This is a genomic window from Rhodococcus sp. IEGM 1366, assembly GCF_033142425.1.
GTDB classification, from domain to species: Bacteria; Actinomycetota; Actinomycetes; order Mycobacteriales; family Mycobacteriaceae; genus Rhodococcus_F; species Rhodococcus_F globerula.
This window is the reverse complement of the sequence record NZ_JAWLRZ010000007.1, coordinates 226,517-244,818: the sequence shown is the minus strand read 5'-3', so window position 1 is coordinate 244,818 and position 18,302 is coordinate 226,517. Positions and strand designations below refer to the sequence as shown.

Genomic DNA, 18,302 nt, shown 5'->3' with positions numbered 1-18,302 from the left:
TGTCACCTGATCTGTGCCGATCGCCACCGGGTCGATTCGCGAACGAAGCTATAGGTTAGCCTAAGCTTTTCTGCTTGCGTGTACAGCGTGGTTCGTGGATGTGTGAATTGGGGATGACGAGCGATGTCGGTAGTTGTTGGTGGCGCTCGGGATTTCTCGAATCTGCCGGCCGGGGCGTTCGAGCTGTCCGCAGCGCAGAAGAGTATCTGGTTCGCACAACATGCGGCCGGCTCCGTTCCGATCACGATTGCTCAGTACGTCGCGATCGACGGGGATCTCGACGCCGATCTGCTCACCGAGGCAGCCAGACACACCGCCCGTGAACTCGGAACGGCGATGATTCGTTTTGTCGCGGCTGAGCCGGTGCCGTATCAAGTCGTCGACGACACTCAGCGTGACGAACTGATCAGACTCGACTTGCGTTCCGAATTCGATCCCGAGGCCGCCGCTCAGGAGTGGATGCAGGACGAGTACAGCACGCCCATCGACATCGTTCGGGATCGATCGATCGAGGTGGCGCTGATTCGTGTCGCCGATCGCAGGCACTTCCTGTACGCCCGCATCCATCACATCGCGCTCGACGGTTTCGGCGCGAAGACACTTGTCGACAGAGTTGCCGAGCGCTACACAGCGGCGGTGGCCGGTCGTGAACCCAGGCCGAGCAAGGCGGTGCCGTTGCCGGAAATTGTCTCCGATGAACAGAAGTATCGACAGTCGAGCAGATTCCAGCTGGACGCGAAGCACTGGGCAGAGCGGCTACGCGACCTACCCGATCCGATCAGTCTGGCCGATCGAAGCGGGACGCTCGACACCCACTCGAAGGTGGTCAGCGGAGCATTGCCCGCGCAGACGGCCACCGCGATCGACAGCGCAGCAGTGCGTCTGACGGCCACGTTTTCATCGATAGCCGTCGCATCCACAGCGCTCTACTTCGCAAAGATGACCGGCAGCTCCGATGTAGTACTGAGCTTGCCGGTCTCGTCGCGAGTGAATGCTCTGTTGCGCAACTCGGGCGGGATGGTCTCCAACGTCGTTCCGATCCGATTGTCGGTCACCGCAACAACAACGGTTGCCGATCTGGTGGCGGATGCGTCGTTGGAGCTGACCGGTGCACTCCGTCATCAGCGGTACCGATTCGAAGATATGAGGCGGGACGCAGCCGATCGCGGGGAGATTCAATCCTCCGGCCGGCGTGGGCTTTTCGGACCGGCCGTCAACATCATGATGTTCGGTAACGAACTCACTTTCGGATCGATGACCGGACGATTGCACATTCTGTCGACCGGGCCGGTCGAGGACCTGTCGATCAACGTTTATCCCAGCGTCGCGGACCAGGAATCGCGCGTGGACCTCGAGGCCAACCCATCGTTGTACAGCCGCGCTGAGCTCGCGAATCACCACAGTCGCTTCCTGCAGTTACTGGATCGATTTGTCAACGCGCCCAGTGATCGGCGCGTCGCCGAGATTTCGCTTGTCGGAGAAGACGATCGGCGTGACCTGGTGCCTGCGTACGGTCGACCCGCCCCGGAGCCCACTCTGATGCAGAACGTCCTCACGGGCGCCGTCAGCCGTCATCCGGACAGCCCCGCGATAGTTCACGGGGACGAGGTTCTGACCTACCGCGAAGTCGGCGCCCGCGCGAACAAGCTCACCCGGATGTTGCTGGCCCGCGGTGTCGGACCGGGAAGTTTTGTGCCAGTGGTGCTGCCGAGAGGGCCGCGACTGGTTGTCGCAGAACTGGCAGTGCTCCAGTCCGGAAGCGCATTCGTCCCCATCGATCCGGACCTTCCGGCGGCCAGGATCGAAGCGACGATCGCCGATTGTGGCGCTGCCGTGGTGATCGCAGCCGGTCGGAACTGGCCGTATCACCCGATCACTGTGGATTTCGACGACGAGCTCGCGCGATCCGAATTCGCTTCCACCTCTGCGGCTCCGATCACCGACGCTGAGCGTCCTCGCATTCGGATCAGCGATGTGGCATACCTGATCTACACCTCCGGTTCGACCGGAAAGCCCAAAGGTGTGGCGATTACCCATTCCGGGATCGCGTCGTTCGCGGCCGAGCAACAGCATCGCTACGGTGTGAAACCGCACTCTCGCACATTGCAATTCGCGTCTCCCGGATTCGACGCGTCCATCCTCGAGCTGATTCTCGCATTTGGAGCCGGGGCGGCAATGGTGATTGCACCCCCGTATCTCTACGGCGGTGAACAGCTCACCGATTTCCTGCGTGCCGAGCGAATCACGCACGCGTTCTTGACGCCTTCAGCGCTGGCCTCGGTGGAGCCCGAACAACTCCCGGACCTTGCTGTGGTCATTGTCGGTGGTGAAGCGTGTCCGCCGGAACTGGCAGCAAAATGGGCGCGCGGGCGCGCGATGTTCAACGCGTACGGACCGACCGAGTCGACAATCATGGCGACGGTTGCGGGACCGTTGGATCCTGGTGCACCCGTAGATATCGGTTATCCGATCACCGGTACGTCAGTGGTGGTGCTTGACAAGTTCCTGCAGCCGGTTCCTCGGGGCGTCACCGGCGAGCTGTATGTCAGTGGCAGGGGACTCGCCCGTGGTTACCATCGGAGACTATCCCTGACTGCCGCAACTTTTGTAGCAAACCCACTGGCGGCCAACGGTTCCCGGATCTATCGGACCGGAGACCTGGTGCAGTGGACACCCGAGGGTATGTTGCGTTATCTCGGGCGCGCCGACTTCCAGGTGAAAATCCGTGGTTTTCGCATCGAGTTGGGTGAGATCGACGCGGCGCTTACCAGCCACCGCGACGTGGAGTCGGCAATCACGATCACCTACGAAGGTGGGCCGTCCGGTGATTCCGCGTCGCTGGTCTCGTATCTGCTTCCGGTCTCCGGTCGGGCGATCGACACTGCCGGTGTCCTCGCACACGTGCAACCGCTCCTGGCGTCGCACATGATTCCCTCTGCGCTCATGGTGATCGATCGGATACCGCTCACCTCCGCCGGCAAGCTCGATCGGACGGCTCTGCCGGCGCCGGTGTGGAACCGGGCCCCGTATATCGAACCCGCACCTGGTTTGGAATCACTGGTTGCTGCAACCTATTCCGAGTCAACCGGAGCAGACACCGTCGGAGCGCACGACGAATTTTTTGCGTTGGGTGGAAACTCACTGACAGCTACTCGGGTGGCGAGTGTGCTCGGGCGAGCGCTTGGCACCACAGTGGCTGTGCGATCGATTTTCGAAGCACCGTCGGTGCGTGCGCTTGCCGACAAGCTCGCCGGTCTCACGCCGGAGGCCGGCCGACCCGCACTACGGCCCATGCCTCGAACCAGCCCGATCGGTGTTTCGCCCGCACAACACCGCATGTGGTTTCTCAATCAATTCGACACCGGCTCAGCTGCATACAACATTCCGGTGGCAGTTCGACTGTCGGGTGAACTCGATCATGTGGCTCTTGCCGGCGCATTCGGCGACGTGGTCGATCGACACGAGGTGCTGCGCACGAGCTATCCGGATTCACCGGACGGACCGATTCAGCGCATCGCTCCGATCAGCGACCAGGCGACGGGGCTACCGTTGCGGGAGGTCTCACGGGAAGATCTGGCTGGCGAACTCGAACGCTTCGCGCGCCAAGGGTTTGACGTATCTTCCGAGATTCCCTTTCGCGCCGCCTTGTTCAAGGTCGGGCCGAGCGAACATGTGCTGATCCTCGTCATCCACCACATCAGTGCCGACGGGTCCTCGACGGCGCCCCTGGCGCGCGATATCGCTCAGGCGTACCTGGCTCGGCTCGAGAACCGAGATCCAGGCTTTGAACCCTTGCCGGTTCAGTACGCGGATTACACTCTCTGGCATCGAGAGTTGATGGGCAGCGAACTCGATCCGCATTCGTTGTCGAGGACACAGACCGAGTACTGGTCACGGCAACTGGGCGGCCTTCCGGTTCGGTTGGATCTGCCAAGCGACCGTGCTCGCCCAGCGCTTGTGTCGACCAGCGGGCAGGCGTTCTCCGGCTCGATCGACGCCGATCTGTTCGCACGGGTCTCGGCGCTGGCAGTACGCTCCGGTGCAACGGCTTTCATGGTCATGCACGCGGCGTTGGCCGTGCTGCTGGCCAGACTCAGTGCCACGTCCGACATCTCGGTGGGCACTCCCGTTGCAGGACGCGGCGATCCGGCTCTCGACGATCTTGTCGGCATGTTCGTCGGCACGGTGGTCTTACGTACCAAGGTGCATGCGCACGAGACGTTCTCGGCACTCCTCGACCAGGTTCGAGACGTAGACCTCGGGGCGTTCGCGAATGCCGACATACCGTTCGAGCGTTTGGTGGAACTACTCAACCCGGAGCGTTCGGCCGCACATCATCCACTTTTCCAAGTTGGATTCTCCTATCAGAATCTCAATTCCGGATCGTTGGTGCTCGACGGTCTCGAGGCCGAGATCATCGATCTGCAGCTGGGTATTTCGAAGTTCGACCTGCACTTGACGTTGTCCGAGAAGACCAGCCCGACTGCGCCGACCGAGGTGCACATGCAGTGGGACTATGCCGACGCACTCTTCGACGAAGAAACTGTCGCCCGGTTCGCTCACAAGTTCGTGCACATCCTGGAAGCCGTAGTCGCGCAGTCGGATCGGGTGATCGGCGATATCGATCTGACCACCGATCGATCGACGACCGTGATCGGTGCGCTCAACAACACGCGCCATGCTCTGCCGCCCGCGACCCTTGCCGACCTGCTGTCCGCTCAGGCAGGCGCCACCCCCGACGCGATTGCTCTTGTCACGGACACGATGTCGATGTCCTACGGCGAGTTCGCTTGCCAGGTCGGAGATCTGGCCAGGACGCTGATCTCGAAGGGGATCGGAACCGAGGATCGTGTTGCCGTCGCCATCGAGCGTTCGCCGGCCATGATGGTGGCACTGTGCGCGGTACTGCAAGCGGGTGCCGCGTACGTACCCGTCGACCCGAGTGCTCCCACCGAACGGATTGCGCGGATTCTGTCCTCCGCGTCGCCCGTCTTGATGCTGACCGTAGAAGCGGTCCGTACCCAGTGTGAGGCTGCGGCCCGAGTCAGCCCGGTTGACGTGTTTGTGGTGGATCGCCAAGGCGTGCCGGCCGAGTTGTCGGGTCCGATCACGGACCGAGACAGGATTCGCCCCCTGCGACCGGACAACGCGGCGTACGTGATCTACACGTCGGGATCGACGGGAATACCGAAGGGCGTCGCGGTTTCGCATTCGGCGGTAGTGAATCAACTGCTCTGGAAGCAGGATCGGTACCCGCTCGGCGGCACAGACACCGTGCTTCAGAAGACGCCGATCACGTTCGACCTGTCGGTGTGGGAACTGTTCTGGCCGTTGATCAGCGGCGCGCGGTTGGCGCTCGCCCGGCCGGACGGACATCGTGATCCGGAGTATGTCGCCACGGCGATGCGTGACTTCGAGGTCACGACAGCACATTTTGTTCCCTCGCTCCTCGACGCGTTTCTCGAATCCGGTGGCGGAGTGGATCAGCCGTCGCTGCGCCGTGTTCTGTGCATCGGTGAAGCGTTGCGTCCGCACACTGTTGCAGAACTTCGACGCAATCTCGACGTAGAGATTCACAACCTCTACGGACCGACCGAGGCAGCGGTGAGCGTCACTGCGTTCGACTGCGACGACGTGCAGGACGCCACCGTCCCGATCGGCACACCGGTGTGGAATACACAGCTGCTGGTGCTGGATTCGCGTCTGAAGCAGGTCCCGCTCGGCGTTCCCGGCGAGTTGTATCTCGGTGGTGCGCAGTTGGCGTCGTGGTACGAGGGTCGGGCGGATCTGACCGCCGAACGATTTGTGGCGGGACCGTGGTCCGGAGAAGGACGACGGATGTACCGCACCGGTGACCTGGTTCGCCATCGCAAGAACGGTGTGCTGGAGTACCTGGGCCGTAATGATTCCCAGATCAAACTGCGGGGCCAGCGCATCGAACTGGGGGAGATCGAAGCGGCGCTCGGCCGAGATCGGCGTGTGCGTGCGTGCGCGGTCATCGTCCACGAGTGGCGGTCGGCTCCGGAATCGGCGTCCTTGGTGGCGTACATAGTTCCCGCAGAGGGCGCCACCTTCGACGGATCAGCCGTTCTTGCCGATCTCAAGGGCGTGCTGCCCGGCTACATGGTGCCCACTGTTCTCGAGGTTCTCGACTCGATCCCACTGAATGCGAACGGCAAAATCGATCGGCGGACTTTGCCGGAACCGACTCCGGTGCTTCGTGAATACCGCTCGCCGCAAGGGCACGTCGAACAGCAGGTTGCCGACATCATCGAGGAGATCCTCGGGATCGAGAACGTCGGACGAGCCGACAATTTCTTCGAGATCGGTGGAAACTCACTGGTCGCAACGAGGGTGACACACAAGCTGACGGGAGTGTTCTCCCGGGAGGTTCCGATCCGGGCGCTTTTCGACGCTCCGACCGTTGCCGAGTTGGCCCATTGGATCGAGAGTGCGCCCCGCAGCTCGGCCGCCTTCGGTGTTCCGCCGCTGCCGCCACCGCCGCGTCCGGACATTGTGCCGCTGTCCGTAGCGCAGGAACGTATGTGGTTTCTCGGCCGGCTCGATCCGCAGTCGCCGGTGTACAACCTTCCGGTTGCCCTCGGTCTGGACGGCGATCTCGACCCCTCGGCCTTGGCGACGGCGATGTCGGACATCATCGACCGGCACGAGGTACTGCGGACCTACTACCCGGAGTTCGATGGTGTTGCCCGCCAGTATGTTCTCGATGCGCCGTCGTGGATTTTGCAGCCGGCAGCCGACGTCGAACCGGAGAACGTGGGCGAGCTGATCGCGAAACTCGCCGGTCGGGGCTTCGATCTGACCCGCGAGGTACCGCTCCGCGGGGTCCTGCTCCGGATCGGTGACCATGCGCACGTTCTGGTGCTTGTGGTGCATCATATTGCGGCGGACGGTCTGTCGATGGGCCCCTTGATCCGTGATCTGATGATCGCGTACTCGGCACGGGCCAACGGCAACGCGCCGGCTTGGTCGCCGCTTCCGTTGCAGTATGCAGATTTTGCACTATGGCAGCGGAGTCTTGTATCCGATACCGCGACCGCTACCGGGCGCTTCGACGGACAACTCGAATACTGGCAGTCGACGTTGGCCGACCTACCAGCGGTGCTTGATCTGCCAACAGATAGGCCCCGCGGTCAGGTGCGCTCTGCCGAGGGCGCCACAGTGCGGTTCCAGGTGAGCGGCGACGTGCACCAACTGTTGCGAGGGTTTGCTCGTTCGCGCCGCACAACTCTGTTTGCCGTAGTCCACTCTGTCGTCGCGGTTCTGTTGGCACGGTTGTCCGGTCAGGGCGACGTCGCGGTCGGTACGCCCGTTGCCGGACGTACCCATGAGTCGGTGGACAACCTCGTCGGAATGTTTGTCGGCACAGTGGTTCTGCGTACTGCCGTCGATCCGGACCTCTCGTTCGACGACCTCGTGGCGCAGGTGAGTCGCTCGGACATCGAGGCGATGAGTAACAGCGATGTTCCGTTCGAACAGGTTGTGGCCGCACTCGATCCACCGCGCTCGGGTTCATTTCACCCGCTTTTCCAGGTGATGCTGGCTTTTCAGGATGCGGTTCCCACAGAGATCGAATTGGCCGGGGTGAGAGCGCGTCCCATCCCGATCGATCTACCGGTGTCGCGTTTCGATCTGCATCTGACTGTTGCGACAGATCCGGATCCGGAGCAGGCGCTCGACGTCCTGCTGACCTACGCCGTTGATATCTTCGACCGGGCGACGGCAGTGTCCATTGCGCAGCGATTCACCGGGTTGCTTGCGACGTTGGTCGCTGATCCCGCCGCCGGGATCGGCTCGGCGGATATTCTCGGGCGCACCGAGCGAGAGCTGATCCTCGACAATTGGGGCAGTGGTCCCAAAACTGTTGTCGGAGTGCCCTGCACGTACTCCGAGTTGCTCGCCGAGCGAGCTGCACCGAGCAGCGACGCCGTGGCGTTGAGATCGGCGGATCAGGTACTGACCGAAGACGAATTCCGATCTCGGGTGAACAGGTTGGCCAGGCTGCTGATCGATCACGGAATTGGTCCGGAAAAGATAGTGGCACTGGAACTTCCGCGCGGAATCGACCTTGTCGTGTCAGTGCACGCCGTGCTGGCCGCTGGTGGAGCCTATCTACCGGTGGATCCCGGCCTGCCTCGACCGAGGATCGACGCGATGATGTCAGCTGCCGGTGCGACGCTGACGATCACCGAGGCGGTACTGGCTGAATTCGACACTGCGCATTACTCGTCCGATCCGATCGAGGATTGCGACCGCATGCGCCCGCTGCTCGGTGGACATCCGGCATACGTGATCTTCACGTCTGGTTCCACCGGTGAGCCGAAGGGCGTTGTGGTGTCGCATGAGAGTCTGGTCAACCGTCTGACGTGGATGAGAGATGATTACTCCCTCGACCGAGAAGACGTGTTCCTGCTCAAGACACCGGCGACGTTCGACGTGTCGGTGTGGGAGCTGTTACTGCCTGCGGTGATCGGGGCAATGCTGGTGATCGCCTCGCCGGACGGCCACCGCGATCCGCGATATCTGGGGGAGTTGATCGACCGGTCACAGGTGACGGTGGTTCACTTCGTTCCTTCGATGCTGGATGCATTTGTCGGCTCTCATGTCGAGAGCGCACCCATGTTCCAGAGCCTGCGCATCGTATTCACCAGTGGCGAGGCACTGTCACTGACGAGTGCTGCCGCGCTTCACCGTTTGGCGCAGGTCGAGATGCACAACCTCTACGGCCCCACCGAGGCCGCTGTGGACGTCACCGCAGTCGAGGTGCCTCGCTCGGTGGCTCTGGGCGGGCCGGAGATCTCGATAGGCTCCCCGGTAAGCGGCACCGCTGTTTACGTCCTGGATTCGCGATTGAATCCCGTCCCTGTCGGCGTGCGTGGAGAGTTGTATCTGGCGGGCGTTCAGTTGGCGCGGGGCTATGTCGGGCGGAGCGATCTGTCGGCCGGTCGCTTCCTCGCGAACCCGTTCGCCCCGGGCAGCCGGATGTACCGAACAGGCGACGTGGTCGCGTGGCGTGCTGACGGGACCCTCGAGTATCTGGGGCGCAGTGACTTCCAGGTGAAGCTGCGAGGTCAGCGACTGGAGCTGGGGGACATCGAGGCAGCCTTCGTCGGACTGCCGGGTGTTGCCGGTGCGGTGGCAACGGTCTACGAAAATCCGGCGACCGGTGCCGAAATCGCAACCTACGTGGTGCTTACGGATGACATCGTTCCCGACACGGCACAACTACTGTCGGATGTGCGGCAGACTTTGCCTGCGTACATGGTGCCCAGCTCGGTCACAGTGCTGAGCGAACTCCCGCTCGGTTCTACCGGCAAGCTCGATCGCCGAGCCCTGCCGACGCCGGAACGGCCGATCGACCGAGTGGTTCTCGCACCGCGAAACGCGGCCGAAGCCGAGATCGCCGAGGTGTTCCGCGCGGTGCTGGGCCACGACGAGGTGAGCGTCGACCGGGACTTCTTCGATCTCGGCGGAAATTCGCTGGTGGCCAATCGCATAATCGGTGAGGTCAACGCGCGGATGGGCGCAGACCTCCGATTGCGCGATATTTTCGACAATCCGACAGTGGCCGGGCTGGCAGATGCACTCGCGCAGTTGCCTCGCCGCGTCGAGGAGTCCGCGCGTCTGGGGGAGCTGGCTCGGCCGGAGCGGCTGCCGCTCTCGCCGGCTCAACAGAGAATGTGGGTTCTGAACCGACTCGATCCCTCGTCGGCTGCCTACAACATCGCTGGGGCAGTAACGGTGAACAACGACCTGAACGCCGCGGCACTTGTTGCGGCGGTAGGGGATCTGGTGATCCGGCACGAGGTTTTGCGCACGGTGTATGTCGAGAGCGGCGACGGCGTCGCACAGGTCGTCCAGGAAGCGGACGCGCCAGGTACCGACAGTGCGGCAGTCACTTTCGAGGACTTGAGCGGTACCGGTTCCGAACAGCGCACCGCGCGGATGCGTGAGTTGATCTCGGGCAGCTTCGATATCACCGCTCGTGGGCCATTGCGGGTGCACTGCCTCCGTGTCGGTGCAGACCGCCACACGCTGGTTCTGGTGCTGCACCATATTGCCGGAGACGGCGCATCGATACCGATCCTGTTGCGGGAACTGGTGCAGGCGTACGTTGCTCGAGTTTCGGGAGGTAGACCGCAGTGGGTTCCACTGGTGTACCAGTACGTCGACTACGTGTTGTGGAATCGTGCTGCTGTCGGCGACCCGGGGGATCCGCAGTCTGTTGCGGGGCAGCAGCTTGCATACTGGCGAGAAGAGCTTGCCGACGCTCCGGCCCTGCTCGAACTTCCGTGGGACAGGCCACGAACCGATCAGCCCACTCAGCGCGGAGCGCGGGTCAGTTGCCCCCTGACGCCGGCTGTCCGTCAAGGCTTGGCAGATCTCGCCCGAGCGCAGCAGGTTTCGATGTTCATGGTCGTGCACGCCGGTGTGGTGGCCTTGCTGTCCCAACTGGGCGCGGGGTCGGACATCGTTGTGGGGACACCGGTTTCGGGCCGAAACGACCCGCGTTTGGCCGATACGATCGGCATGTTCGTGGGAACGGTGGCGTTGCGTACGGCAGTTGATCCCGTTGCCTCGTTCGGCGAGCTTCTTGCCGTGGTGCGCGCACAAGATCTCGCGGCGCTGGCAAATGCAGACGTCGCGTTCGAGCACGTCGTGGAGGCCGTCGGGGTGTTGCCGATGCGAAGCCACCACCCGGTGTTCCAGAGCACGGTCACGGTCGCCGAATCGGCTGCAGACCTGGTGCAGATTGCGGCCGGCGATCTCGGCGGCGTCGAGGTGGAACCAATCGACACCGGTTCGGTGCGCTTCGACCTCGAGTGGAGCGCAACGTCAACGCTGGGTGTTTCGGGTGAACCTTCCGGGCTGGATCTGGAATTGGCCTATGCCACAGACCTGTTCGACGAGTCGACGGCTCAGAGCCTGGTAGATCGGCTCGCCCGCGTGTTGAACGTGGTTGCGGCCGATGCAACGATTGCCGTGCGTTCGATCGATCTGCGACTTGCCACGGATCAATTTCCGGAGGCTGTGCCGTTCGACGGAACGAGGCTGACGTTGCCCGAGATCCTGGAGGGTGGGGTTTCGCTCGGCACGACGGCACTGATCGATCCTGACCGCGGCGACCAGTTGTCCTACGTCGAGTTGGACCGAGCGTCGAATATTCTGGCGCGCACATTGATTCGACGCGGTTTCGGGCCGGAATCCGTTGTCGCGATTTGTGTACCCCGCTCGTTCGACTACGTGATTGCGGTGTGGGCAGTAGCAAAGTCCGGGGCCGCGTTCCTTCCCGTCGATCCGAATTACCCGGCCGATCGCATCGTGCACATGCTCGAGGATTCAGGTACGACGCTAGTTATAGGGTCTGACGTGGAACGGGTTCTGCCGGCGAATCTTTCTGCTCGGATCGAGGTGTTGGACCTCGGTGATCTGCGGAGCCGGAGTGAGCCGGATGGTGCCCCGATCGTGGACAGCGACCGAGGCTCCCCGATCCGTTTGTCCAACGTCGCATATCTGATCTACACGTCAGGCTCGACCGGCACGCCGAAAGCAGTAGCGGTCACTCACGGCGGCCTGTCCGCATTTGTGGAGGCGCAGAAGCACTACGGAGTCGATGCCCGTTCACGCACTATGCAATTCGCGTCGACGAGCTTCGATGCCTCGGTACTCGAGTTGCTCTTGGCGTTCGGTGTGGGTGCGGCGATGGTTGTCGTCCCCGACGACGTGTACGGCGGCACAGAGCTGACGCAGCTCCTTCGTGAACAGCACGTCACTCATGCTTTTGTAACCCCGTCGGCGTTGGAGTCGATGGATGCGCAACACCTACCGGAACTGTCGGTGGTCATCGTCGGCGGTGACCAATGCTCCGAGGCTCTGGTTCGGACGTGGGGCGACGGTCGACGGATGTACAACGCGTACGGACCCACCGAATCCACGGTGATGGCAACACAATGCGGTCCGATGGATCCGTCAGTGCCGGTGTCGATCGGCACTCCCGTAGTAGGTACAACGGCCGTGGTGCGTGGGGACGGGCTTGTGCCGGTTCCCCCGGGTATCGAGGGTGAGCTGTATCTGTCGGGCGCTGCGTTGGCTAGGGGTTATCACGAAAAACCCGGCCTGACGGCGTCGCGCTTCGTCGCGGACCCGGACGGCGCTCCGGGTTCTCGCACCTATCGAACGGGCGACCGGGTACGTCTGACGGGTCCGAACGCCGCTACTCGAGAGCTCCGCTATTGCGGGCGCGGCGACGATCAGGTGAAGATCCGGGGTTACCGGATCGAATTGGGTGAGGTGGAGTCGGCCGTAGCGACTTATCCGAATGTCGCTGCTGCGGTGGCGATCGCCTACCGTGGTCCGCAATCGTCCGAGCCGGTGCTGGTGGCGTATGTGCTCGCTCACCGAGGTGTCGAGATTGAACGTGCAGGATTGCGCGCACACCTCGCGTCACATCTGCCGACGTACATGCGTCCGGCATCAATCACGTTCATCGATTCGCTGCCTGTGACGCCGGCCGGAAAACTGGATCGAAAAGCCCTGCCTGAACCTGTTTTCGAGCAACGTGTGTACGTGGCGCCGCGAACCGATGACGAAGTGGCGCTGGCCGGCATCTTCGAAACAGTGACCGGCTCGGAAACTGTGGGTATTCACGACGGATTCTTCGAGATCGGCGGCAATTCCTTGCTTGCCACTCGATTGGTAGCCCGTGCAAACGAGGCATTCGACGCAGGGTTGAGTGTGCGTGATCTTTTCGACGCACCCACAGTGGCGGAGTTGGCACCACGAATCACTCGAGGTGCTTCGACGCGTCCACCGCTGCGCGCGCTTGCACGTCCCGAACGCGTCCCGTTGTCGCTTGCGCAGCAGAGGATGTGGTTCCTCAATCGTTTCGATCCGACGTCGGCTACGGAGAACATTCCGATTGTGCTGCGTGTGACGGGTGACCTTGACGTGGTAGCGCTCGGGTCGGCGATCACAGATGTCGTAACACGGCACGAGGTGCTGCGGACGGTGTACCCGGATGCAGTGGCCGGTCCGTATCAGGACGTGCTGCCGCCGTCATCGCTCGACGCGGAGTTGCAAGCCGAGTGGACTCCGGAAACTTCCCTGCACGAGCGTATTCTGGCGTCGGCGAGAACACCCTTCGACGTCACCGCGAGGGTTCCGATCCATGTCGACCTGCTCCGGGTGGGTGGCCGAGTTGCGGATGCAGTTCCCGTCCATGTACTGGTGCTGGTGGTTCACCACATCAGTGCCGACGGCTATTCGATGGCGCAGCTGGCGGCAGACACGATGACTGCGTACGCGGCTCGCATCAGCGGCTTCGCACCTACGTGGGCGCCACTCGAGATCCAGTACGCCGACTTCGCGATCTGGCAGCGAACGGTGCTCGGTGACGAGAAGGAATCGGGTTCGGTTGCTGCGCAACAACTCGGCTACTGGCGCGGGCAACTGAGCGGTGCCCCAGAAGTGCTCGATCTTCCCTGTGATCGTCCTCGGCCTGCACGGCAGTCGTTTGTGGGTGCCAGATATCAGTTCGAGGTGAACGCAGAACTGCACACTTCGCTGCGCGATCTTGCCGCTGCTCGAGGCGTTACGGTATTCATGCTCATGCACACCGCTTTGGCGGTGCTCCTCGGGCGACTTGCCGGCACCGATGACGTCACGATCGGAACTCCCGTCGCCGGCCGCGGCGAGCAGGCTCTTGATCCGGTGGTCGGTATGTTCGTCAATACCCTTGCGCTGCGGACGGTTTTGCCGCCGTCAACGAGTTTTTCCGATGCGGTCGACATGGTGCGAGAAGTGGATCTCGGTGCATTTGCCAACGCGGATATCCCCTTCGAACGGCTGGTGGAGGTACTGGAGCCGACAAGGACACAGGCTCATCATCCCCTGTTCCAGGTCGCACTCTCGTTCCAGAACCTTGGCGATATGACCTTTGCCTTGCCGGGACTGGAGGTGTCCGTCGTCGATCCGGATATCGAACTGGCGGAATTCGATCTCCATCTGACCCTGGTTCCCGGCGCAGACGGCGAATCGGGACCCATGGCGGCGCAAATTGTCTACGCCACCGACCTTTTCGATTCCGATACCATCGCCGACTTTGCCGATCGCTACCTCCGGATCATCGATTCCGCAATCGATTCTGTGGACCTCCCTTGTGGAGATATCCCGCTGCTGTCGAGTGCGGATCATCGCCGCATCGACGGGATTGCCAGTGGTGGAACCGGGTTGGTGCACGGAGCTGTGACACTTGCTTCCGAGTTTCACGCACAGGTCAGGATCAGTCCGGACGCACCCGCGATCACCTCTGGCGATGAGACGCTGAGTTACGCGCAGATGCAGCAACGGGTGTGCGCGCTGGCGCGGTATCTCGTCGAGCTCGGAGTTGGGCCGGAAACTCAGGTGGCAGTTGCTGTTCGGCGTTCGATCGACCAGGTGATCGCGATGTACGCGGTGGTCGAGGCGGGCGGCGCCTACGTGCCGGTGGAACTCACGCAGCCCACAGAGCGAATTGCGCTCGTGTTGGACACGGCTGCACCCAGCGTGGTGGTGACCGCAGGTGGTGCGGACGGAGTGGGCAGTGGAAGTTGGGTGGAGGTCGACCTTCATACACTCGATCTGAGCGGTCATTCCAAAGGTGCGATGACCGATGTCGAGCGCCGCGCGCCGCTGCGTGGTGATCACCCGGCATACGTGATTTTCACGTCCGGGTCGACGGGTGTGCCCAAGGGCGTCGTGGTACCTCATGCCGCGGTGGTCAATCAGTTGCGCGGGATGCAGCAGGAATACCCGATGGACGCGTCGAGTGCTGTGCTCGTCAAGACGTCGGCAGGCTTCGATCTGTCGATCTGGGAGTACTGGTGGGCGCTGCACGTGGGTGCCAGACTCGTGCTGGCACCGCAGGACTCGCAATTCGAACCCGAGGTGTTGCTGTCGGTCATCGAGAAGGAGTCGATCACCGACGTACATCTTGTTCCTTCGATGTTGCTGATGCTTACCGCAGCGGCCGACACCGGATTCCCTGAATGCGTGCGGAATGTGCTGTGCATCGGTGAGGAATTGCCGGTATCACTTGCAGCGAGGTTCGGCGCTATATCCCCTGCGAGCCTGCATAATCTCTACGGTCCCACCGAGGTAGCGGTCAGCGCCACTCGGCATCGGGTGTCCGGCGCCGACACCCGCGCGATACCTATCGGACTGCCCGAACCGGGTGTGTCTGCGTACGTTCTGGACTCTCGTTTGCACCACGTTCCGGACGGAGTAGCGGGCGAGCTCTACTTGTCGGGAATTCAGTTGGCACGTGGATACCTGGGTCGTTCGGCGCTCACTGCCGAGCGCTTCGTGGCGGATCCGTTCGGTGCCCCGGGCGGTCGGCTCTACCGCACAGGCGACCTTGTCAGTCGTCGCCGCGACGGCTCGCTGACTTATCTGGGCCGGATCGACCTGCAGCTCAAGCTCCGTGGATTCCGCATCGAGTTGGGAGAGATCGAGTCCGCACTGGCCGGCTATCCCGGTGTAGGAGAAGCAGTGGTGAGCGTCTACTCGCCGAACGGTGCCGCCGCGCGACTCGTCGCCTACGTGAGCGCACCGAGTTCGGATCTGTTCGATCTCGAGGAACTGGACAAACACCTTCGATTCCGGCTGCCGGGATACATGGTGCCTTCCGTCGTCGAGGTGCTCGAGCAGTTGCCGCACAATGCAAACGGCAAAATCGACCGCGGCCGTCTGCCCGAGCCTCGAATCCCGCAGCGGGAGTTTGTTGCGCCCACGAATGCAACGGAACGATTGGTTGCTGCCACGGTTGCCGACGTGCTCGAACTCGAGAGCGTCAGCATGAATGACAACTTCTTCCAGGTCGGCGGAAACTCTTTGCTGGCAACACGAGTGGTTGCACGGCTGCGAGAGTCCGGTTCGGCAGAGATCGCGGTCCGGTCTGTCTTCGACGCGCAGACCGTCGCCGAACTGGCGGTTCTCGTCGGCGCCGCGGCGAGCAGTGCCGACCGTGGACCCGATTTGGTGAGGCGTCCGGCGGGCGCGGTAGTACCCCTGGCGCCTGCGCAGGAGCGGATCTGGGCGGCAAATCGCGCCCAGCAGGGCAGTGATTGGAATGTGCCGATTGCGTTGCGTCTACGGGGCAAGATCGACCACACGGTGCTGGCTGCTGCCGCTACCGATCTCTTGACCCGCCACGAATCGCTCCGCACGATCTATCCGCCGACGCCGGACGGACCCGTTCAGGTTGTCGTGCCGGTGGCCGACGTCCCCCTGGATCTGCAGCCGAAGCAGGTGTCGGAGGCGGAGTTGGCTGCGGTGCTGCACGGGTTCCTCTGGTCCGACTTCGACGTGACCACCGACCTTCCGTTCCGAATGCAAGTGCTGCAGTTGGGAACCGAGGAGTTTGTTCTCGCCATCGTTGTGCACCACATTTCCGCGGACGGGTATTCAATGGGGCCGCTGACGCGTGATGTTCTGATCGCGTATGCCTCACGTAGCGCCGGCCTCGAACCCTCGTGGCAGGAATTGCCGGTTCAATTCGGTGACTACTCGGTCTGGAAGCACAAGATTCTGGGTTCGGCGCTCGATCCGGACAGTGAACTGAATCGACAGGTTCGTCACTGGCAGAACGTTATCGGCCGGGAACCGCGTCCGATGCTTCGACTCGATCATCCCAGGCCGGCGGTGTGGCAGACGGCAGGCGAGACCGTCGAGTTCGACATCGATTCGCAGTTGCATGCTGATTTGACGGCGTATGCGCACGACCGGGGCGTCAGTCTGTTCATGATTCTCCAAGCCGCGTTTGCCGTTCAACTGAGCGCCCTCGCCGAGAATCCCGACGTTCGGGTAGCGACGGCAAACGCCGGTCGTGGCGATCGGCTTCTCGACGACATGGTGGGTAACTTCGCCGAAGACGTACTCATGCGGATACACGTCGAAAAGGGGATCGCGTTCGATGATGTTGTCGAGCAGGTTCGTTCGTCGTTGCTCGACGGTTTGGCTCATCCCGACATCTCGGGCCCGCGGTTGATCGAGGCGCTGGGCTTGCCGGAGTCGGAGTCGATGAATGTGCTCTTCCCTGCGACGCTGATTCTTCAACGTGCCGAAGCCGGAATCGACATCGACGCCCATGGCCTGTCGGTTCGATCCGAGCCCTTCTCGAACTGTGTGGCGAAGCATGAATTGGAATACGCGATTACCGAACACTTCTCGGATAACGTGCCGAGTGGGCTGACCGGAGCGTTGGTCTATCCGGTGGCACTACTGCGTCGCAGTAGTGCCGAACAGATAGTGCGGGACTACATCCGGATAGTGGAGTCGGTACTCTCGGCCGAAGGTCGTACTGTCGAGGAATTGGGGAGACAACTCACATGAGTAGCCATGTGGGGAGAAATTCGGCAAGGTCGGCAGGCTCAGCGGAATCTATCTCGGTAGTGATCGCAGCCTTCCACGCGCTGCCGCTCCTCGACGAGCAGTTGCACGCACTGGCAGGTCAGGACTTCGACGGCCGTTTCGAAGTGGTGATCAGCGACAACGCGGGCGAGCCTGCGCTGCGTACGCATGTGGAGGAGCATCCGCTTCGCGACCAACTGGCACTTCGCGTGGTCGATTCCTCGTCGGTGCCGGGAACGTCGTCCGCGCGTAACGTCGGTACGCGGGCGAGCCGGTATCCGTTTGTGGCGTACTGCGATCAGGACGATCGCGTTCATCCGGGGTGGCTCACCGCTATGGCGTCGGCGTCGGCGTCCTACGATCTTGTTGGTGGCCCACTGGAGAAACACACCCTGAACGACCCGGTTGTGGCACGTTGGCGTGCGTTACCGGAACCCGACGAACTTCAAGTGCTCGGTCGTTTCCTACCGATCACCTTCGGCTGCAACCTCGGCATCTGGCGCGAGGTATTCGACGATATCGGTGGCTGGGACGAGAGCTATCCGGCAGCCGGCAGCGATGTCGAGTTCTGTTGGCGCGCACAGATAAAGGGCTACACCTTGGGTAACAGCCCCGAAGCGATTGTCGCCTACCGCTTTCGGACGGGTATGCGCGAGTCGTGGCGTCAGGTGGTGAGTTACGCCGAGGAAGAAGCCAGAGTGGCGCGGCAGTACGACGCTCCTGGCCGCGCCTGGTACTGGCCGCTCGTGCATGCCGGTGTCGTGGTGGCATTGCTGCCGGTGTGGCCTTGGGCATGGTCACGTAGTCGTCGGGGCGAATGGGTATGGACCACCGGTAATCTGGTGGGCCGGATCAAAGGCAGTATCAAGTACCGCATCGTCTATCTCTGACTT

General features: G+C 62.3%; 2 protein-coding genes. Both read left to right on the top strand.

Going from position 1 to position 18,302, the window contains the following annotated elements:
• The first annotated feature begins 123 nt into the window (after positions 1-123).
• Positions 124-17,391, top strand: coding sequence for a non-ribosomal peptide synthetase (locus R4P64_RS22105; RefSeq protein ID WP_317822749.1), 17,268 nt, complete (start codon positions 124-126; stop codon positions 17,389-17,391).
• On the top strand, positions 17,388-18,299 hold the full coding sequence (locus tag R4P64_RS22100) for a glycosyltransferase family 2 protein (protein WP_317822748.1): 912 nt from the start codon (positions 17,388-17,390) through the stop codon (positions 18,297-18,299). Before R4P64_RS22105 ends, R4P64_RS22100 begins: the two co-directional genes overlap by 4 nt.
• The last annotated feature ends 3 nt before the right edge of the window (positions 18,300-18,302 follow it).